This window comes from Luteibacter sp. OK325 (genome assembly GCF_003050935.1).
Lineage (GTDB): Bacteria > Pseudomonadota > Gammaproteobacteria > Xanthomonadales > Rhodanobacteraceae > Luteibacter.
The window spans coordinates 541,391-560,674 of sequence record NZ_QAOX01000002.1 but is presented as its reverse complement, the minus strand read 5'-3'; the positions used below and the strand labels follow the sequence as shown (position 1 = coordinate 560,674).

General features: G+C 63.6%; 18 protein-coding genes. 9 read left to right on the top strand and 9 right to left on the bottom strand.

From position 1 onward, the window contains the following. Positions 1-14 precede the first annotated feature (14 nt). The 3 genes from C8J98_RS06345 (at position 15) to C8J98_RS06335 (ending at position 3,661) form a co-directional block, all read left to right on the top strand. Complete coding sequence (locus C8J98_RS06345; protein WP_107911994.1) at positions 15-968, top strand: quinone oxidoreductase; 954 nt, start codon at positions 15-17, stop codon at positions 966-968. Positions 969-1,044: 76 nt separating this feature from the next. Further along, on the top strand, positions 1,045-3,120 hold the full coding sequence (locus tag C8J98_RS06340; RefSeq protein WP_107911992.1) for a catalase: 2,076 nt from the start codon (positions 1,045-1,047) through the stop codon (positions 3,118-3,120). A gap of 85 nt (positions 3,121-3,205) precedes the next feature. Beyond that, complete coding sequence (locus C8J98_RS06335) at positions 3,206-3,661, top strand: nuclear transport factor 2 family protein (protein WP_107911990.1); 456 nt, start codon at positions 3,206-3,208, stop codon at positions 3,659-3,661. A 14-nt stretch (positions 3,662-3,675) separates the two neighbouring features. On the opposite strand, the gene C8J98_RS06330 is transcribed toward C8J98_RS06335, so the two are convergent. The 4 genes from C8J98_RS06330 to C8J98_RS06315 all read right to left on the bottom strand — a co-directional run bounded on the left by C8J98_RS06330 (position 3,676) and on the right by C8J98_RS06315 (position 6,605). After that, a complete protein-coding gene (locus tag C8J98_RS06330; RefSeq protein ID WP_146171561.1) occupies positions 3,676-3,954 on the bottom strand; it encodes a hypothetical protein in 279 nt (92 codons plus the stop codon). Positions 3,955-4,052: 98 nt separating this feature from the next. Beyond that, on the bottom strand, positions 4,053-4,166 hold the full coding sequence (locus C8J98_RS06325) for a DUF2474 family protein (RefSeq protein ID WP_107911986.1): 114 nt from the start codon (positions 4,164-4,166) through the stop codon (positions 4,053-4,055). Further along, on the bottom strand, positions 4,166-5,173 hold the full coding sequence (gene cydB / locus C8J98_RS06320; RefSeq protein ID WP_107911984.1) for a cytochrome d ubiquinol oxidase subunit II: 1,008 nt from the start codon (positions 5,171-5,173) through the stop codon (positions 4,166-4,168). The genes C8J98_RS06325 and cydB overlap by 1 nt, the downstream gene beginning before the upstream one ends. A 7-nt stretch (positions 5,174-5,180) precedes the next feature. Continuing rightward, the gene (locus tag C8J98_RS06315) at positions 5,181-6,605 is read right to left on the bottom strand and encodes a cytochrome ubiquinol oxidase subunit I (protein ID WP_107911976.1); all 1,425 of its coding nucleotides are present in this window, start codon (positions 6,603-6,605) and stop codon (positions 5,181-5,183) included. Between the two features lie 145 nt (positions 6,606-6,750). Between C8J98_RS06315 and C8J98_RS06310 the strand changes: the two genes are divergently transcribed. Both C8J98_RS06310 and C8J98_RS06305 read left to right on the top strand, forming a co-directional pair. Then, positions 6,751-7,098, top strand: coding sequence for a hypothetical protein (locus C8J98_RS06310; RefSeq protein ID WP_107911974.1), 348 nt, complete (start codon positions 6,751-6,753; stop codon positions 7,096-7,098). A 145-nt stretch (positions 7,099-7,243) separates the two neighbouring features. After that, on the top strand, positions 7,244-8,119 hold the full coding sequence (locus C8J98_RS06305) for a glyoxalase (protein WP_107911972.1): 876 nt from the start codon (positions 7,244-7,246) through the stop codon (positions 8,117-8,119). Positions 8,120-8,208: 89 nt separating this feature from the next. Here C8J98_RS06305 and C8J98_RS06300 read toward each other — a convergent pair whose 3' ends face one another. Then, positions 8,209-10,422, bottom strand: a complete 2,214-nt coding sequence (locus tag C8J98_RS06300; RefSeq protein ID WP_158272621.1) for a TonB-dependent siderophore receptor — start codon at positions 10,420-10,422, stop codon at positions 8,209-8,211. A gap of 269 nt (positions 10,423-10,691) precedes the next feature. On the opposite strand from C8J98_RS06300, the gene C8J98_RS06295 reads away from it, so the two are divergent. Then, positions 10,692-11,135, top strand: a complete 444-nt coding sequence (locus C8J98_RS06295) for a hypothetical protein (protein ID WP_233260129.1) — start codon at positions 10,692-10,694, stop codon at positions 11,133-11,135. Positions 11,136-11,156: 21 nt separating this feature from the next. Here the strand turns inward: C8J98_RS06295 and C8J98_RS06290 are convergent, their stop codons facing one another. Together C8J98_RS06290 and C8J98_RS06285 are read right to left on the bottom strand one after the other, a co-directional pair. Beyond that, positions 11,157-12,095 carry an MASE1 domain-containing protein gene (locus C8J98_RS06290; RefSeq protein WP_146171559.1) on the bottom strand — a complete coding sequence of 313 codons (939 nt, stop codon included), beginning with the start codon at positions 12,093-12,095 and terminating at the stop codon, positions 11,157-11,159. Between the two features lie 220 nt (positions 12,096-12,315). Further along, complete coding sequence (locus C8J98_RS06285) at positions 12,316-13,620, bottom strand: carbohydrate-binding protein (protein ID WP_107911967.1); 1,305 nt, start codon at positions 13,618-13,620, stop codon at positions 12,316-12,318. Between the two features lie 366 nt (positions 13,621-13,986). Here C8J98_RS06285 and C8J98_RS06280 point away from each other — a divergent pair, with 366 nt between their 5' ends. Further along, on the top strand, positions 13,987-14,523 hold the full coding sequence (locus tag C8J98_RS06280; protein ID WP_107911965.1) for a hypothetical protein: 537 nt from the start codon (positions 13,987-13,989) through the stop codon (positions 14,521-14,523). A 30-nt stretch (positions 14,524-14,553) separates the two neighbouring features. Here C8J98_RS06280 and C8J98_RS06275 read toward each other — a convergent pair whose 3' ends face one another. Together C8J98_RS06275 and C8J98_RS06270 are read right to left on the bottom strand one after the other, a co-directional pair. Further along, positions 14,554-14,880, bottom strand: coding sequence for a hypothetical protein (locus C8J98_RS06275; RefSeq protein ID WP_107911963.1), 327 nt, complete (start codon positions 14,878-14,880; stop codon positions 14,554-14,556). Positions 14,881-14,909: 29 nt separating this feature from the next. Further along, a complete protein-coding gene (locus C8J98_RS06270) occupies positions 14,910-15,653 on the bottom strand; it encodes a CHAD domain-containing protein (RefSeq protein ID WP_158272620.1) in 744 nt (247 codons plus the stop codon). A gap of 298 nt (positions 15,654-15,951) precedes the next feature. Between C8J98_RS06270 and C8J98_RS06265 the strand changes: the two genes are divergently transcribed. Both C8J98_RS06265 and C8J98_RS22015 read left to right on the top strand, forming a co-directional pair. Further along, on the top strand, positions 15,952-17,769 hold the full coding sequence (locus tag C8J98_RS06265) for a hemagglutinin repeat-containing protein (protein WP_107911959.1): 1,818 nt from the start codon (positions 15,952-15,954) through the stop codon (positions 17,767-17,769). After that, the gene (locus tag C8J98_RS22015) at positions 17,660-19,204 is read left to right on the top strand and encodes a hypothetical protein (RefSeq protein ID WP_158272618.1); all 1,545 of its coding nucleotides are present in this window, start codon (positions 17,660-17,662) and stop codon (positions 19,202-19,204) included. The genes C8J98_RS06265 and C8J98_RS22015 overlap by 110 nt, the downstream gene beginning before the upstream one ends. The last annotated feature ends 80 nt before the right edge of the window (positions 19,205-19,284 follow it).

Here is a 19,284-nt window from a genome sequence, read left to right as displayed (position 1 = left end):
CCACAGGTCCGCCCATGCACGCCCTCCTGTTCGACCGCTTCGGCGGTACCGATGTCCTGCGTTGGGACAGCATCGCCGACCCGGTTCCCGGCCCGGGCCAGGTGCTCGTCCGTACGCAGGCCGTCGGCCTGAATTTCGCAGACGTGTACCGGCGCAATGGCACCTACCATCTCTCCGGCGCGGCGCCGTGGATTCTTGGCTACGAAGGGGCAGGCGTCGTCGTGTCGCCCGGGAGCCCTTATCCGCAAGGCAGCCGCGTCGGCTTCGCCGACATGCCGTTCGCCAACGCCGAACTGGTCGTCGTCGACGTGGACAAGCTGATTCCGTTGCCGGACGACATCTCGGCGGAAACGGCCGCGGCCGTCCTGTTGCAAGGGCTGACCGCGCAGTACCTGGTCACCGATAGCTCGACGCCCCAGCCGGGTCAGGTGGCCCTGGTGCATGCCGCTGCGGGCGGCGTGGGCCTCCTTCTTGTGCAGATGCTACGTGCCAGGGGCGTGCTGGTGATTGGCGTCGCCTCGTCCGACGCCAAGCGTGACGCCGCGCGCCGCGCCGGCGCCGATATGGTCATGGGCTACGAGGATCTGGTCGAGCGCGTGCAGGACGCGACCGAGGGCGCGGGCGTGCATGTCACCTACGATTCGGTCGGGAGCACGTTGGGCGACAGCCTCGCAGCGACTCGCACGGGAGGTACCGTCGTGTTCTACGGTATGGCCGGCGGCGATCCGGCCCCCGTCGATCCGCGCCTGCTGATGGATCGCTCGCTGACCCTCACCGGCGGTGACCTATGGAACGTGCTCGTCAACGCCGACGTGCGCAGGCAGCGCGCCTCCGAATTGTTCGCGCTTATTCGCAAAGGTTCGCTGGTTCCTACGATTGCCGGCACGTTCCCCTTGCGCGACGGCGGCAAGGCGCACGCGTTCCTGGAGAGCCGCGGAGCGATCGGCAAAGTGGTGATGCTCACCTGATTCGGGTTCACACCGGTGAAGGCTGCTTTGACGGCACGTAGTGCATGTTAGGCGCCCGACCAAGCCGAGGTGTGCCATGGCCAAGAAAGACGCCGCAGAACTCCCCAAAGACCGACGCGGGCAGGGCGATGAACTCCACCAGACGGCCGGCGGCGATCACGCGCCGCTGACGACCAACCAGGGCCTGGTGGTCGGCGACAACCAGAATTCGCTAAAGGCCAATGCCCGCGGCCCGACGCTGCTGGAGGATTTCATCCTCCGCGAGAAGATCACCCATTTCGACCATGAGCGCATTCCGGAGCGGATCGTGCACGCGCGCGGTTCAGCCGCGCATGGATTCTTCGAGCTGACGGCCTCGCTGGCCGAGTACACCACCGCCCGCGTACTTACCGAGGTAGGCGAGCGTACGCCGTTATTCACGCGATTCTCCACGGTCGCCGGTGGCTCGGGCTCGGTGGACACCCCGCGCGACGTACGCGGCTTCGCCGTGAAGCTGTACACGAAGGAAGGCAATTGGGACCTGGTCGGCAACAACATCCCGGTGTTCTTCATCCAGGATGCGATCAAGTTCCCGGACCTGATCCACGCGGTGAAGATGGAACCCGATCGCGGCTTCCCGCAGGCGGCCAGTGCGCACGACACGTTCTGGGACTTCATCTCGCTGACGCCTGAGTCGATGCACATGATCCAGTGGGCGATGTCCGATCGCACCATTCCGCGCTCGCTGCGCATGATGGAGGGCTTCGGGATCCACTCCTTCCGCCTGCTCAACGCCAAGGGCAAATCCACCTTCGTCAAATTCCACTGGCGGCCGAAGCTTGGCCTGCAGTCGACCGTGTGGGACGAGGCGGTGAAGCTTGCCGGCGCCGATCCGGATTTCCATCGCCGCGATCTGTTCGAGGCGATCCAGGGCGGCAACTTCCCTGAATGGGAACTCGGCGTGCAGCTTTTTACCGAGGCGCAGGCCGCGAAGTTTCCGTTCGATCACCTGGACTCGACCAAGCTCATCCCCGAAGAACTCATCCCGTTGAAGATCATCGGACGGATGGTGCTGGACCGCTGGCCGGACAACTTCTTCGCCGAGACCGAGCAGGTGGCTTTCTGCCCGTCGCACCTCGTACCCGGCATCGACTTCAGCAATGATCCGCTGCTTCAGGGTCGGCTTTTCTCTTATCTCGACACGCAGCTGTCGCGCCTGGGTTCGCCGAACTTCCACCAGCTGCCGATCAACGCGCCGAAGTGCCCGTTCGCCAACCAGCAACGCGACGGGCACATGCAGACGCAGGTGCCCAAGGGTCGCGTTGCGTATGAGCCGAGTTCTTTGCAGGCCGACTCCCCGCGCGAAGATCCCACCCGTGGCTTCCGCAGCGCTGCCGTGCAGGAAGACGGGACGCGAGAGCGCGTACGTGCGGAGGCATTCGCCGATCACTACAGTCAGGCGCGTTTGTTCTTTACCAGTCAGACGGCATTCGAGCAGGCGCATATCGCTTCGGCGTTCGTGTTCGAGCTGTCGAAAGTGGAGGCAGTGCACGTGCGTGAAGCGATCGTCGGTCACCTTCGCCATGTCGACGAGGATCTCGCCAGGCGCGTCGCCGCCGGCCTGGCCATGTCACCGTTGCCGAAGGCGCCGAAGGCGGCCGCTCCCGTCGTGCCGATGAAGCCCTCTCCCGCCTTGCAGATCGTCGGCAAGATGAAGGCGACCCTGCAGGGGCGTGTCGTGGGCATCCTGATCAACGACGGCTCCGACGCCGCCGCGGTGGCGAAGCTGCGCAAGGCCATAGAGGGAGCAGGGGCCACGGTAAAGATCGTTGCGCCAAAGGTCGGCGGAGCCAAACTGGCCGATGGCAAGTTGCTCGCTGCGGACGGCCAGCTGGCGGGTACGCCGTCGATCAACTTCGATGCCGTGGCCGTGGTCCTGTCGGCGGATGGCGCCGCTGCACTGGCGAAGGAAGCCGCTGCGATCGACTTCGTTCGCGATGCCTTCGGGCACCTGAAGGCCCTGGCCCTGGACGACGGTGGACGTGCGCTCTTTGCCAAGGCGGGACTGGAAGCCGATGCGGGCGTGGTCAAGGCGTCGGACGCGGATGCCTTCGTCAAGCTAGCGGTTACGCGGCAGTTCGCGCGGGAGGCGAAAGTGCGTACGCTTGCGTGAGTGGGCGGTCGAGGTGACCCGGCCCGCTGCCGCGGGATCGCCGATGAATCGGCTCCCACATTTTCAGCCACGTCATGGGTTGCTTATGAATGCCAGGTCTCTTGCTATTTCCGCCTTCACCGTCCTCGGTCTGGCGACCGCCATGCCTTCGTCAGCTGCTGACGGTGACGACAAGGCGGTGCTCGCACCTGTGCAGGCATTCTTCGATGGCATGGCGAAGTACGACAGCGCTGCCATACGGGCTACGGTTCAGCCCGAAGGCAGCGTGGCTTTGTTGCGCAAGGGTAAAGTGGTGCGCATGACGTTGGGCGAATTTGCCGACCACATGAAGCCCGCGAAGGACCGCATCGAGGAGCGCATGTACGATCCGCTGGTCCGCGTCGACGGCGACATCGCCTTCGTCTGGGCGTCATACGACTTCCTGGTCAACGGGCAGGTGAAGCACTGCGGAACGGATGCGGTGAACCTGGTGCGTATCGACGGCCACTGGTTGATCGCCGGCATCGCGGATAACAGTCGGGACACTTGTCCTGCCCGATAAGCGGGCGCGATAAATCAGGCGTCGCCGAAGGCGAGGTCGATCTCGTTGGAGATAGCGACCATGGCCGCGCCATAGCCCGGTTGCGGTTCGCTGCCGGGCGGTCCGAGCAGGCGGCTGAGGGTCGAGGCCGCCTCGGCGATACCGTCGAAGCCTTCAGGTGCTGCCAGGGAGGCGATGCGGCGCGCGCGGAAGCGGCTTTCGTCAAGGTCGCCGGCTACCGCGGCCTCGTTCATGGCTACGGCGTCGAAGATGATGTCGCCCATGGTGAGGCTATCGGTTTCCTGGCGGTGCACGGCGTAAGTCCCTGATTCGACCCGGGAGAAGCATACAGCGTGACGGAGGCCCGAGGCGTCATCAGAATGTGAAATGGACGGCCTTTTGGAACATCGATTCAGTGCGGTACCAGCAGCCGGAACAGCCCGGCGACACAGGCTACCGCGGCGATGCCCCCGAGATAAAGTGCGACGAACCAGGCCGCCTGGCGCAGGCGCGGGTGCTTCGACATCAGTGATACCCCTCGTCGCCTTGTCGCACTTTTCCGCGGAAGACCCAGTACGCGAGGATGGTGTACGAAAGGATGATCGGAATGACGATGGCCGCGCCGACCAGGGTAAACACCTGGCTCGAACGTGGCGCGGACGCCTGCCAGATGGTCAGCGAGGGCGGAATGATGTTCGGGAAGATGCTGATCAGCAGGCCGCTGTAGCCCAGGAAGACAATGGCCAGCGTGAGCAGGAAGGGCGCCCGGTCGGCCCCGCGCCGCACGCTCGTCAGGATGCCGATCACGCACGCGAGGACGAGTACGGGCACCGGCAGGAAGAACAGCAGGTTGGGCATGGTCAGCCAGCGCTCGGCCACCCCGGGCTGTCCGAGGAGGGTCCAGATGCTGACGATGCCTACCGCCGCGGCCAGGCACAGCGTGAGTGGACGCATCAGCACGGCCATGCGGCGTTGTAGTTCGCCTTCGGTCTTCATCAGCAACCAGCCGCAACCGAGCGTGGCATAGGTCAGCAGCAGGCCGATGCCGGTGAACAGGTTGAACGGGGAGAACCAGTCGAAGGGGCCGCCGACGAACTTGCCGTCGCGGACGTCGATACCCTGCAACAGGCTGCCCAGGATCACGCCCTGGGCGAACGTCGCCACGCCCGAGCCCGCGATGAAGGCGAGATCCCACAGGTGCTGCGTGCGCCGCGCCTTTGCGCGGATCTCGAACGCCACGCCGCGGAAGATCAGCCCACAAAGCATGGCGATGATCGGCAGGTACGTGGCCGGAAGAAGCACCGAGTAGGCCACGGGGAACACGGCGTACAGGCAAGCCCCACCGAGCACCATCCAGGTTTCATTGCCGTCCCACACCGGGGCCACGGTGTTGAGCATCACTTCCCGCTCGCCTTCGCGATCGAAGAACGGAAAGATCAGGCCGATACCGAGGTCGAAGCCATCGAGCATGACGTAGAGAAACACGCCGAAGCCGATGATGGCCGCCCAGATCACGGGCAAGTCGATATGCATGGCGTGGTTACTCGTCGATGGGATCGGTAGGACGGGACAGCGGGCGATGATCGAAACGATCGCGACCCCGGCCGGTATCGTCGGAAGAGGAACCTTCGGCCTGGTCGCGTGGCAGGTCGGGACCCTTGGCCATGAGCTTGAGCATGTAGTAAATGCCGGTGCCGAAGACCAGGAAGTACACCATGATGAAGATCATCAGCGAGGTGCCGACCTGGTCCACCGTGAGCGAGGTCGACACCGCGTCGCGGGTCCGCATCACGCCATACACGACCCATGGTTGGCGCCCCGCTTCGGTGGTGATCCAGCCGGCGAGGAGCGCGATCAATCCGCTCGGCCCCATGAGCAGGGCAAAGCGCTGGAACCAGCGCGCTTCGTAGAGGCGCGCGTTGCGCCTGAGTAACAGGCCCAGCAGCGCGAGCAGCAACATCAGCAAGCCCATGCCGACCATGATCCGGAAGCTCCAGAAGACGATCGTTGAGTTCGGGCGGTCTTCACGCGGAAAGGACTTCAGTCCCTGGATCTCGCCGTCCCAGCTGTGGGTGAGGATCAGGCTGCCCAGGTGCGGCACGGTGACCGCGAAATGCGTGGTCTCGTTCTCCATGTCGGGCCAGCCGATCAGGTTGAGCGAGGTGCCACCGTGCTCGGTTTCCCACAGGCCTTCGATGGCTGCGATTTTTGCCGGCTGGTGTTCGCGCGTATTGAGGCCATGCGCGTCGCCCGCGGCAATCTGGATCGGCACGACCACGAGGATCATCCACAGCGCCATGGAGAACGACTTGCGAATACCTGCGTCGCGCCGTCCACGCAGCAGGTGCCATGCCGCGCAGGCGCCGACGAGCATGGCCGCCACGATGAACGCGGCCAGCGCCATGTGCACGAGACGGTAAGGGAACGAGGGATTGAAGACGATCTTCAGCCAGTCGACCGGCACGATCCTGCCGTCGATGATTTCGTAGCCTTGCGGCGTCTGCATCCAGCTGTTGGACGAGAGGATCCAGAAGGTGGAGATGAGCGTGCCGGTGGCCACCATCAGCGTGGCGAAGAAATGCGCCTTCGGCCCGACCCGGGTCCAGCCGAACAGCATGATGCCGAGGAAGCCAGCCTCGAGGAAAAAGGCGGTCATGACCTCGAAGGCGAGCAGGGGGCCGGTGACCGAGCCGGCGAAGGCTGAAAAGCCCGACCAGTTCGTGCCGAACTCGTAGCTCATCACCACGCCCGAGACCACGCCCATGCCGAAGCCCACGGCGAAGATCTTCGACCAGAAGAAGAACAGCTCCTTGTAGACCACCTTGCCGGTCTTCAGCCAAAGGCCCTCCAGCACGGCAAGAAAGCTGGCCAGCCCGATGCTGATGGCCGGGAATATGATGTGGAAGGACACAGTGAAGGCGAACTGCCACCGGGCCAGGAGTAGCGCCGTGTCGGATACGTTCACTCGAGGGTCCGTGCGTAGGGAAGCTGGCTCCCAGTGTCCCAAGTTGCCGGGCCAATGGATTGTGCAAATGTGGCATGGCGAGCGTGCTCACTAAAGTTTGAGGGGCACGGGCCGATGATCCTGCGACCCTGAACGAGGATTGCCCGTGACGCTTCGCCTCCAGCCGCTCATCTGCTGTCTCGCCATCCTCGTCTCAGGCTGCACGGGTGACGACCTCCACCTCTCGGGCAAGTCCATGGACGGCGCCGATATCGTCGTCGATGGCCAGCGCGGAACGGTGAGCTGGCACTGGGGTCCCAAGGCCTATTCGCAGCCTTTTACGCTTGCGAAGAAGGACGTTTCGCACGCTCCCGGCGGTTGGGACGGGACCATGGACCTGAAGCTGAGCAGCGGCCGGCATCTTTCCCTCAAAGGCGAGCACGGCACGTTCGTCTGCGAGCACGGCTGCGACGACCTGCACCTCCCCCTGCTGTGGACCGTCGCAGACAAGTAACCCCGTCCTCGCGGACAAGCCCCGCCCCTTGTAGGAGCCGATTCATCGGCGATAGGGTGCTCGCGGCAGACCCATCGCCGATGAATCGGCTCCTACAATGGGCGAGCTGCCTTGGCGCTATCCCCTATCCACGCAGGAAACATTCATGCGCCTTCGTCCCCTGTTTCTCGGTGTCGCCCTCGCCGCCGCACCGGCTTTCGCCGCCGCCACCACATCCGACTTTTCCGTAGGACCGCAGTACGACACCACGCACGTCTACGTAGCGCCACAGGATGTCGACGCCTTCGTGCGTAGCTTCGCGGCCACGTTCGAAGGGCAGTCGACGAAGCAGGGCATTGCCACGGTGACGCCGACGCCGTCGAGCACATCGACCCAGCTCGTGCAGAGCCCCTCCGGTGCGGTGTCCGTCTTCGGTTTCCGCACGCCGGTGCCGTATCCGTTCGGCCTGGAGCGCACGGGCTATCTCGTCACCGACCTCGATGCCGCGATCAAGGCGGCTGAACAAGCCGGTGCCGCCACGGTGGTGACCGCGTTCGACGATCCGATCGGTCGTGATGCCGTGATCAGCTGGCCGGGCGGAGTGAACATGCAGCTCTACTGGCACACGAATAAACCCAGCTACGAAGCACTACGCCACGTACCGGAGAATCGCATCTACCTGCCGGCCGCCAGTGCGGCGAAGTTCGTCACGGCATTCACGCGGTTCGCACACGGCAAGGTCGTCTCCGACGACGCGAAGGCACCCGTGACGGAAATTGGCGGGACATCGGGCACGTACCGCCGCATCCGCCTGGCATCCGGGTATGGCAAGGCAACGGTGCTGGTTACGGACGGTCATCTCGTATGGCCCTACGGCACCGAGGTCACGGGCTACGAGGTGGACGATCTCGCTGCCGCGTTGGCGCGGGCGACGCAATCCGGGGCGAAGGTGGTCGTGCCGGCGCACGAGGAGAGCGATCGACACGCGGCGATGGTGCAGTTCCCCGGCGGCTACGTCGCCGAGATCCACGCCGCGCGATGATCCTGTGGGAGCCGCTTCAGCGGCGATCGGGTGCTTGCGGTAACACCCATCGCCGCTGAAGCGGCTCCCACAAAGAGCATCAGGTTCGCTCAGAAATCGAACGTGGCCGAGGCCAGGAACGTGCGCGGCGTGCCCTGGGTGAGGTAACCGCCCGTGGCCGAGGCCCAGTAGCCCTTGTTGGTGATGTTCTGCACGGTAAGGCGGAAGGTTACCGGCACGCCTTCGAGCGTGCTGGAGGCGCGGGCGCCCACGTCGTACGTGGTCCAGGCAGGGATGTTCAGCGTGTTCGTCACGTTGACATACTGCTTGCCCGTGCGAACCGCGCGTGCGCTGAGCGTGATGTCCGGCGTGTTCGGGATATCCCACTCCGCGCCGAGGTTGGCCTGGAAACGCGGTACGCCGATCGCGTCGTTGCCGTTGTTCAGGCCGCCGTCGGTCTTGGTCAGCTCCGGCTGGATGTAGTTGGCACCGCCGAGCACGCGAACGCCCTGGGTCGGCTCACCGAAGAAGCTCCATTCGGCACCGCGGTTACGCTGCTCGCCGGCGATCGTGTACGTGTTCGTGGTCGGATCCACATAACCGCTGGGTTGCTTGATCTGGAAGAGGCCGAAGGTGCTGCCGAACGTGCCCGCATCCCACTTCACGCCCACTTCGTTCTGCTTGGACTTGTATGGGGCGAAGACGGTGCCCGCGTTGGTCACTGGCGCGCCGTTGAAAAGGGAAGGCGCGGTGTCGCCCTGAGTCAGTGCCTCGATGTGGTTCGCGTAGACCGAGAACTGCTCGCTGATTCGGTAGTTCATACCGAAGATCGGGCTGTTGGTGTACTTCTCGTATTCCGCGGTCTTGGCACCGTTGACGCCATTGACTGCGTAGGCATAGCCGAGCGTATGAAGCTTCTGGCGACGCACGCCCACGGTCACCTGCAGCTTGTCGTCCATGAAACCGAGCGTGTCGGAGAACGCCAGGCTGCGTAGCTGTGTGCGGCCTGTGTAGCCGGGGTCGCTGATCGGGCCGATGTTGTAGATGTAGCCCGGACGGGCGACCTGGACGGGATTGTAGATGTTCGTGTTGAACGTCGATGAGCCTGCGTATGCCGCCTTCTTGTTGGTGTCCAGCGCCGAGAAGCCAAGGGTGATGCGGTGGCTCACCTCGCCGGTATCGAAGTGGGCGTTGAAGCCCGCTTCGCCAGTGCCGGTATTGGCGACGTACGGCACGGTGAAGCGAGACTCGGTGGCATCGCCTTCGGCATTGCTGACGGTCGGGCTGACGTAGTCGCCGAACTCGTTACCGTGGTGCGCACCGACGGCCGCATAAGCGGTGAGCCAGTCGTTGATATCGTATTCGGCGCGTACGACGCCGAAGGTGTCTTCCAGCGACGAGCCCGACCATGACTGCGTGTAATTCTTGCTGGCACTGGGAGCCTTCGGCACCACGTTGCCGACGAAGACCACCGAGCGGCCACCGTTGATCGTCTGCTTCTGGTAGCCAAGATCGGTGGTGATGCGCAGGCGCTCGCCGGTGTAGTCGAAGCCGATGCCGATGGCGTTGACGCGACGGTTCTCGCCATCGACCGCGGTGCTGCCGTCACGCGAGACGGCGTTTACGCGGATGCCGAACTCGTTGTTGGTGCCGAAACGACGGCCGATGTCCACCGTGCCACCGATCTGCCCGTCGCTGCCGTAATCCACACCGACGCGGGTGATCGGGTCGACCGTGGCGCGCTTGGGCGCGATGTTGATGCTGCCGCCGACGCCCGAGCCACCCGGCGAGATGCCGTTGAGGAACGCGCTGGCGCCCTTGAACACTTCCACGCGGCTGACCAGTTCCGGCGCCAGCAGCTGACGCGGCAGAAGGCCGTAAAGGCCATCGAAGCCGATGTCGTCGGAGTTGAGCTGGAACCCACGGATCACGAAGGTCTGCGAATAATTGCCGTAGCCGAAGCCCGTGCGGACCGCCGGGTCGTTGGCGACCACGTCGCCCAGGGTGTGGGCCTGCTGGTCGCGGATGAGCTTGTCCGTGTAGCTGGTCATGGCGAACGGGACGTTCATCATGTCCTGGTTGCCGAGGACGCCGAAACGCCCACCCTGGGCCACCTGCCCACCGGCGTATGCCGCGGTGGGTGCTACCACGTCGGCCCTGACCTGGACGCCCGACAGCGTGGTCGCGTTGTCCTGGGGCTTGCGCTGGGTATCGTCGCTTTCATCGGCAGCATGGACCACGCCGGCGACGAGGAAGGTGCCGAGGACGGCAGCGCGGATGGAAAGGGTGAGGCGGCGGCGAGCCGGAAGCGCGGCGGTATGCATGGTGGGCCAATAGAAATGAGAATCGATCGCATTATGATCGATATTGCAACAGACGCCTAGGGGGCAGGCGTCCGGAAGCCACATCGCCGCTGAATCGCGGGCCGGAATTCGGTGCCAGCTGTGTGCATATTCGGCAGCCAGGCCCCATTCGTAGCGGGGTTCCGAGAGAGTTGCGAAGTCGATCACACGCCTTGACGGCCGATGTGTGGTCGACGGACGGTTCGGGCGGGCGCCCGGGCCGAGGACTCTCACTCGGATAAGGAACCACCATGGGACGCATGCAACAGCTCTTTCTGGCCGGCCTGCTGTCGGCCGGCTTTGCCTCGACCGCTGCCGCCGCGACGCCGCCGTCCACCGGCCTCGGCCAGGCATGGCCTAACGCGACCGACGTCAGCGCCAGCCCGCACTACCACGTGTATGTTTTCGAGCGTCTGGGCGTCCGTTATGTCCAGATCAACGATCTCAACGGCAACGTGCGTGCCGCCTTCGGCAATGCCGGCGGCGATATCTTCGGCTTGCCGATCGGTATCGATGCTAACCAGCTCGCGACGCCATCCGAGCCGTCCTCAGTGCCTGCCGGCACCACGGGCGAGACCATTTACCAGGATGACAGCAGCAGCGTGCTGGCCACACCGCAGCCGAATGGCACGATCAGCCTGCTGGTCATCGGCGATTGCAAGAATCCCGCCGAGTGCAGTGTCCACGGCCCCTGATCGGGTTGCGGACGCCGACGCTTACAACGCGTCGGCGTCCGCGTTCATGACCCTGACGCCGTCGCGCGCCGTGGAGCGGCGCGCGACATACACGCCGGCCATGAGCGAGGTGGAGACGATCAGCGCAAGCACGACCTGGGTCTGGATCATCTTCGGATCCATCAGGGTGGATGACGTCGAAGCCATCGCAATACTGGCGAACATGCCCGCTACGGCGGCACCACGCCAGCCGTGCCTGGCCGTGATGACAACGACCGGTATGGCCATCGCAAGGCGAAGGCCCTGCTGCATGTGACCGTCGGAGGAGAGCGCGCCCAGCGTCAGCACCAGCAAGACGGGCAGGGCGGCAAAGACAAGTTCGCGCGCAAGCGGGCTCGCCCATACGATGGACCACGACACATGTTCGTTTCGGGCGAAGCGTTCACGTAGCGCCAGGATCGTGGGCGTGAGGGTCAGTGCACCCAGATAGGCGCCGAGCAGGTAAGCGAAGAAGTAAGCGACCGGATCGATTTCCGGCCACCTGCCCGGGGCGGATGCCAGCGCGGCCAGCAGTGCCGCTTCGGTAAACACCGCGGTGATGACCGCAGCGCCCGCGGTGGCGAAGAGGATCATCGGCATGTTGATCTCGCCGCTGTCGCGGTAGATGCCGGCGTAACGGCGTATCCATGCGACAAGCAACATGCAGGGCGCGATCAACGGGGTCGAGGCGAGCAATCCCCAGACGATGCCGAAGCGCGGGATGCACAGGGCGGCGTTCTCCAGCACCGGTAGCGTCTCGCCGATGATCAGCGCCGGCCAGAAGCGGCGCGGCACCAGCAGCGCGCAGGCCAGCCGTAGCCCCGTCGGGAGTATCCAGTGGGAGAACGAGAAATGGCGGGTCAGTTCGTAACACGCGGCGTAGGAAGCGGCGGCGGCCACCATCTGCGTCCATGCGACACGGTCGTTGCTGGTTCCTTCCACGCTCACCTCCTTATCCGTACGAAGTGCCCTGGCTCATTGGGCAAGTCTGACAACGAATAGTGCTGCGTTGCGGAGGATCGGTAAGCACTTTCGTTATATTTGCCGATTCCGCGTGTCAATGGCGGCTCGGACGGCGTTCACGAACGCCATGTGCCCCTGGACCCGAGCTTCGGGTCCAGGGGCACGGGGTGCCCGCCATGAGGGTTGGCTGGGCGTTTTCTCAGCGCCCCAGGTCGCTCAGGAAGCGCTTCGTGTACTGCAGTGCCGTCGTGCTGGGCACGGAATTGCACGTCGGCGAAGCCGACCCTCCGGCACACGGCGTGTCGCGATCCAGCGACCAGAAATGCACACCCGCGAGCTTGTTGGTCGAGGCGTAAGCCGTGATCTTGTCGACGTTGGCCAGGGTGACCACTTCGCTCGATGCATCGTTCACCCCGATCATCGGCGTGATCTCGATCCTGCTCAGCGGAATGCCGTAGGTGTGCTGCAGGTTGGTCACGGCCTGGATGGCGGACTGGCCCATGTCGCAGCTGCCATTGGCGACGACGCAGATGCCCGAGCTCGCCCCGGAGCCATAGTCCATCGTCATCAGGTTGATCGTGTAGTTCGCCAGCGCGGAGGCCTTCACGGCGCGAACCACCATGTCGCCCGTCGTGTTGACTCCACCGAAGCTGCCATCGGACGCGGCGAGCGTGGCCAGGGTGAACGAGAAGCGCAGGTTGGGATACTGACCTTGCGCAGCGACGGCCCCGGCGATCAACGAATTGATCTGCGCTGGTGTCTGACCAGCCTCGATATCGAAATCGACGCCGACCATGTGCGGGCTCATATAGGTCGAAATGAACCTGGCCATGCCCGCGTTACTGCCGCAGGTGAAGGTGCCTGCCTGGCCGCCGGTGGACACGACATAGTTGATGCCGGCACTGTTCAGGCGGCTGATGTTGGCGCCGGCGAACGACGCGGCGGGCAGTCCGCCCCAGTTCTCGCTACCGCATTCGCCACTGGCGAAGGCGAGCGTTATGGCGCCAAGGTTGGGCACCTGGGTGGAGACGAGACTGCCACTGCCGACGACCGGAATGCGGGTACCGGTGACCAGCGTCGACATGATGTTCGTGTTCCAGTCGAGGTTGATCGTAATGTCCTTGTACGGACTGAACAGCAGATCGCCTGCGGCCGGTGGCGGGTTGTTCGGCGGCGGCGGGTCGTCCGGCGGAGGTGTGGTGCCACCGCCCGTACACGAACCTTGCGATGTCCAGGGCTGGCCCGAGCCGCTTCCGCCGCTGTGCGTGGCGGGGTCGTCACCCTGGGTCCACCAGTTGGCGCCGTAATTCACTCCGTTCTCGCTGGCCGTGCTTCCGCCCGTATACACCGAGCCGGCGTTCCATGCCGCCGCGCACGCGCCGGCGGCATGGGCCGTCTGCATCGGTACGACGGAAGAAAGGGCGAGGGCAATCGCTACCCCCAACGTACCGGAGCAGCCACCGAGCAACGCATGGGATCGCACGCTTGTCGTCTTCGTGAACATCGAACGCCTCCTGCCTGGGTTGGTGGCGTCTGATGTAGTCCTCGATGACAACGTTGTCTATTTGCCATGTGACGAAATGTGACGGTGGACGTGAAGAACGTTTTAACACCTCATGCCGCGCCGCAATGGCGCCGTCACGCCATTCTGACCCAGTACGCTGGGATTGTCGGGAAAGTCGATTGATGCGTCGCGGCAGGGCCGGAAAAATGTCTTGTCTCGTCACCATGTCCGGCATGACAACGACGGTCACCGTTTTCGGCCAGTGGGTAGGCGTGTTGTGCCGGATATGTCACCGTGCGGTGTCGCCGGGGTCCTATCCGGCCGTGTCACGGCATGCCTCCGTGGATCTGACTGGAGCAATGACGCATGCCGTCCCGTTTGAACATGATCGCCGTGGGTTTGATCGCGAGCGTCGCGGCGACTGCGGCAGTGGCGCAGGCAGCGGTACCGGCAGCAGCGCCGGCATATCCGCCATCGGGCGCGCCTGCCGGCCACGCACCGACCGATCCTCAGTTCGAGGCGGCGAAGAATTTCATTTCCTTCTACACCTTCAATCGCGTTGCCTATAAACAGGTGTGCGACAAACAGGCGGTCGATGTCAGTGCCTTCGTCAATACCTTCGTCAACGAAAACGCCGGTGCTTATGCCAGGACCATGTCGGTCCTGCAGGCGCATGGGCTATCCGAGGCAAAAGTGATGGCCAGACTACAGGCGACGATCGCTTCCTCGGAGCCCGATGTGCGCAAGGCGCTGGAAGACAGCGCGGTACGTGAGAACGCCGGATCGACGACGCTCGACGGATGTAAATTCCTCGCCGCGCATGGCGAAAAGCTCGCCACCGACCTCGACCTGAAGAAATCCCACCCTGAAGTCATCCAGGCTCTCAACGGAGCCAAGCCCTGAGCCCTGGCTAGAACCCCGGGAGGCGAGCGCTCACGCCTCGGGGTTCGCTGCGAGCCAGGCCGTGACATAGGTTTCGAGCGACTGGCGCGTCGGCACCTTTAGTGCCGCCTCGCGAACGAACGCGGTGGATGCCTTCAGGAATGCCTGCTTCGCGTGGTTGCTGGCCTGGCGCACCCTGGCCTGGCTCTGCCGGACCTGCACCAGATGTGGCGACGGCTGGCCGGGCTTGGCGAACTTCTGGTAGCGGCGCAGTTCATCGGCCACCGTGGCGGTGTCGGTGGCGGCCTGCTTCATGGCCTGAGCGGCCTTGCGTACGTCGATCAAGGCCGTCGATGCGGCCGGAGAGAGGTTGGTCATCCAGCGATCTTAGGGCATCGCGGCCGGCATCAGCCGATCTTTCGTCGCGCCTTGAGCTCGTGGGCGATGCGCTCGAGCAGCGGTTCCAGCGTGAGCGGCGCCTTGAGCGTGCGCAACGTGGCGCGCAATGCCCGCAAGTCCTGCTTCGCGCCGAGCGCGTCGGAGAGCCGGGTCATGGCATGCACTGCTGCTTTGTCCTGCGGCCCTCGCTTATGAGCGGATTTGCCGGTGGCCTTCAATACCTTGCGCCAGAACTCCAACTGCATGCGCAGGCGCCGGGCCCGTCGCCGCCAACGATGCAGGTTGGCGATCGAGCCGTCCTTGCGCACCCGTTTCTCGGCACTTTCCACCCGCCGCTCCGAGCGCGCGATCGCCTGCTCGATGGTGCGTCGGGTGACGGCCTTCCAGGGCAGCACCTCGATGGCGTCGCCGAGATCGCGAATCTGGTGGCGCCGCTTGAGGAAGCGCGGATCCTTGGTCAGCGCCGCGGCCAGTCGGCCGTCGCGACGGTTTTCCAGGGCATGGATGGCTTGCTGCCATTCGGTCGAGGGGCCGGGACCGGCCAACACCTGAGCCGTGTGTACCGCCACGTGGGAGTCACGCAACGGGGAGAGGCCCGTGGCCAGCTTGCCGATTCGTTCGGTCAGCGCCGGGAGCTGGTTGGCGAAGGGTTCCGCACCGAGCGTCAGAAGGCTCTTGAGTCGCCGTAAGGATTTGCGGGCTTCGTGGATGCCCCGATGACGGTCTTTCACGTCAGCCAGGGCGCGAGCCACGCCACGACATTCACGACCGGCCAGAGCGGCGAGGGCGGCTTGGATACTCGGCGCGGTCGGTTGTGGCATCCGGACTAAATACCATGAGAAGCGTGGTCATGCATTTCGGCATCGCTCTCCGGGGCCTAAAGAATCCGTGGCGATGGCCGATAGGTCGGTTCGACAAACGCGTGTTGTTCGTCCAGCGATCGTCCATTACGATGCCGCACGTTTTGCGCGGCGTACGCACGGACCAGCACGCGCACCTTTGAATATTCAGCAGGGATGCAACAGGGAATGAAAGGCCACAGTGCTGGCAATGGCGGCGCAGAGCCATGCGACGCGGAGTGAGACAGCCTCGCATGGTGAGTACGCAGTGACTTATGCGACGAGTGCGATCAATGCGGGCGGGAGCCTCGTCCTTCAGGCGGGGCATGACCTCACCAGCGACGGTGCGCAGCTCGGGGCGGGTAATCAGCTCGCTTTGACGGCTGGCAATGACCTCACTCTCAACGCTGTGACGGATCGACGCGGTAAGACGGATCTCGACATCGACGGGCATACCGTTACGAACAAGTCGACGAGCGATGAGACGGTCAGGGGCACGAGTCTGACCGGTGCAAATGGGGTTACTGCGATTGCGGGGCATGACTTGACGGCGACGGCTGCCAGCATTTCGGGTGGCGGCGGCATCGTGGCGCTAAGTGCTGGCCACGACGTCACGCTTAACGCCGCCCAGGAAAACCACAGCAGCTCGATCGACGCCAAGCACTCCAGCGGAGGCATGCTTTCAGGCAGGACTACGCGTACGCACGACAGCGTCACCGACAGTAACGTCATTGGTACAGCGATCAATGGCAGTAGCGTGGCCATCGACGCCGGAAACGACGTCAACCTGCAAGCGACCCAGGCAAGCGGCGAGCGCGGCGTGACCGTCGTGGCCGGGCGCGACGTGAATCTGACCGACGCACACGATGTGCACACCGAGGAGCACGATAAGAGCATCACGAAGTCCAGTGCCTACGGCGGCAATGCGGCGGTTGGCCAGCTCGGTAAGCAGAGCAAAAGCAATAGCGAGGAAAGCATCTCGTACACGACTGCCGTTGGCACTTCGCTGAGTGGCGGCGACGGAGTTCTCATTTCCGCGGGTCGAAATGTGACAGCGCTGGCCGCCACCATTGCCAGCACAGACGGTGCCGTGGCGCTTCATGCCGGTGGAGACGTAGACCTCCTGTCCGACCTCGATACGCGCGAGACGACGACGGATAGTGACCGAAAGAGCAGCGGTCACTATTACGGCACCCGAACGGTCACGAATCACGACGACATAACCGATACCAACGCGGTGGGCACCACTGTTAGTGGTCAGAGCGGTGTAGTGATCGATGCGGGCCACGATGTATTGGTTGTGGGTGGCGCGATAAGAAGCGCTGCCGGCGGCATCAGCGTTGCAGCTGGAAATGATATTTCCATTCTCGCGGCTCAGGATACCCACACGACTGATAGCAGCCAGAGTATCCGCGAATCGGGCTTCGAGCAGGTGCCCAATCCGCACCAAGGCACGCGCAAGGAAGAAACGAAAACCCAGCAGGTGACCACGGTAGGCACGACACTCGATGCGCACGGCCCCATCGTGTTGGCCAGTGCGGGCGACCAAACCTACCAGGCGATTGACGTCCACAGCGACACCGGAACGGCTCTTGTCAGCGGTGGTCACATCGACTTCGTGACGGCGACGGATAGCAGCGCTTATCAGCGCGACTCGAGCAAGCACAACGTCGCCTATCAGGGTCAGGACCACCGCGGACAGATCGATACCACTGAGCGGCAGAGCACGTTCAGCGGTCCGTTGGCTATCGCGGCCGCAGGCGGCATTACCGTAGGCATCGGGCAGAAAGAAGGCGAAACTCAAGCGCAGGCCATCGCGCGTGCAGCCACCGCCAATCCCTCCTCGGGCTGGATTTACGCGCTACAGAATGACCCTACGGTCGCGTGGCAAAGCGTCGATGAAACGCATACCCAGTGGCATGAGCATCACGAAGGGTTACGGCGCCGTGGTCACCATCGTCGTGACGTACTTCACGGCTGGCCTAGCAAGCGGGCCCGCAGCGGCGATGACGGGCGCCGCTGCCTCTAGCGGAACAGCAGCAGGATTAGGCGCGGCCGCTATCACCGGCGCCGTCGCTGGCGCCGCTGGCGGTGCGGCCGGCGCCGCAAGTCAGGGCAATGACTGGAAGCAGGCAGCGCTCAAGGGTGCTTACAGCGGCGCGGTTAGCGCGGGCCTGTTCTATGAGGCGGGAACTCTGACTCAGGGTTACGCGAACGGTAGTATCGAAAAGGTTGCAGCGCATGCTCTCGCGGGTGGTACGGCGAGCGAATTGACCGGCGGAAAATTCTTGAACGGTGCGGTGAGTGCCGGTTTCGCCGAGGGAATCAGTACTTATACGAACGGGCTTCAGGGATGGAAGCAGACCGCAGCCTCGACGGTTTCGGGTGCTGCGGGCTCGTGGCTTGCGGGTGGGGACGCACAGCAGGGCGCACTGGCTGGCCTTGCTGGCGATCTATACAACCGCGCTATGCATCCTGAGGAGACGTCGGCGGTTGATAAGCTAGTCGCTCAAGGCGCCGATCGAAACACCGTGTGGGCGGTCGCATGCAACCAGACCCACTGCTGGAGCGGTGACAACCTGGGCCTTATGAGTGGGCACACTCAAGACGAAGTGAGCGCCACACTTCAAACGATGACTCCGGATCAGTATCAGGCAACGCTTGCGCAGCTAAACCAAATAGCGCCGGACCAGTTCAAACTATCGACGATCGACAGCATCCGTGATTACCTGAGCGACAATAATGTGGGGACGCGGGCGGCCGGAACGTTTCAGTGGCTGACGGCAGGCGTGCAGGCCTTTGGTGGTCTTGCAATGTGCATTACAGGTTCGGGCTGTGCGGCGGGCGGTTATCTTTGGACGTCCGCGTGGGATAACGCCAACGCAGGCGCGTACGCCATGGTAAACGGCCAGTTTACATACACGGCCGGTGGTCAGCTCTTTCAGTACGCGGGTCTATCGCCGAATACGGCTGAACTTGCCTACGCCGTGACGCAGCTGTCCCCGGCTGCCTATGAGGCCTTCGCCGCAAATAGGTCTGTGAATCAGTGGACCGCATTCAATGTCTATTCTCGTGAGACTTATCTCAATCTTGCGGTTAGCCAAGCGGATTTAGATACGCTCGCGGCAAACGGCGTGAGATTTACTTCCCAGAACGTAGTCGCGACCGGAACGACGTCAGAGGGCGCGGTAGTTTTCCTTGAAACGGGCTCGCAGACTGCAGGTCTTCAACATATCATTGAACGACACGGTGATGACTTTGTCAGCAAAGGAATCGCTCAGTCCGACATTCCTGCAGTTGTTATGGAGGCAGTGACTCGAGGCACTATCGTTGGAACGAACGGATCTGCGCCTGTCTATCAGATTACATATGGCGGCGTCTCGAAGTATATTTCCGTTGGTGTGGGCTCAAACGGATTTATTGTTCGGGCCAACCCTGTTAGCACATGGAAGCCACTGAAATGAAGATTCTCAGAATGTCCGCTGAGTACGGGGCCCCTCCGCTATTCAATCCTCATATAGATAATATGGGGCATGTTGAGCTG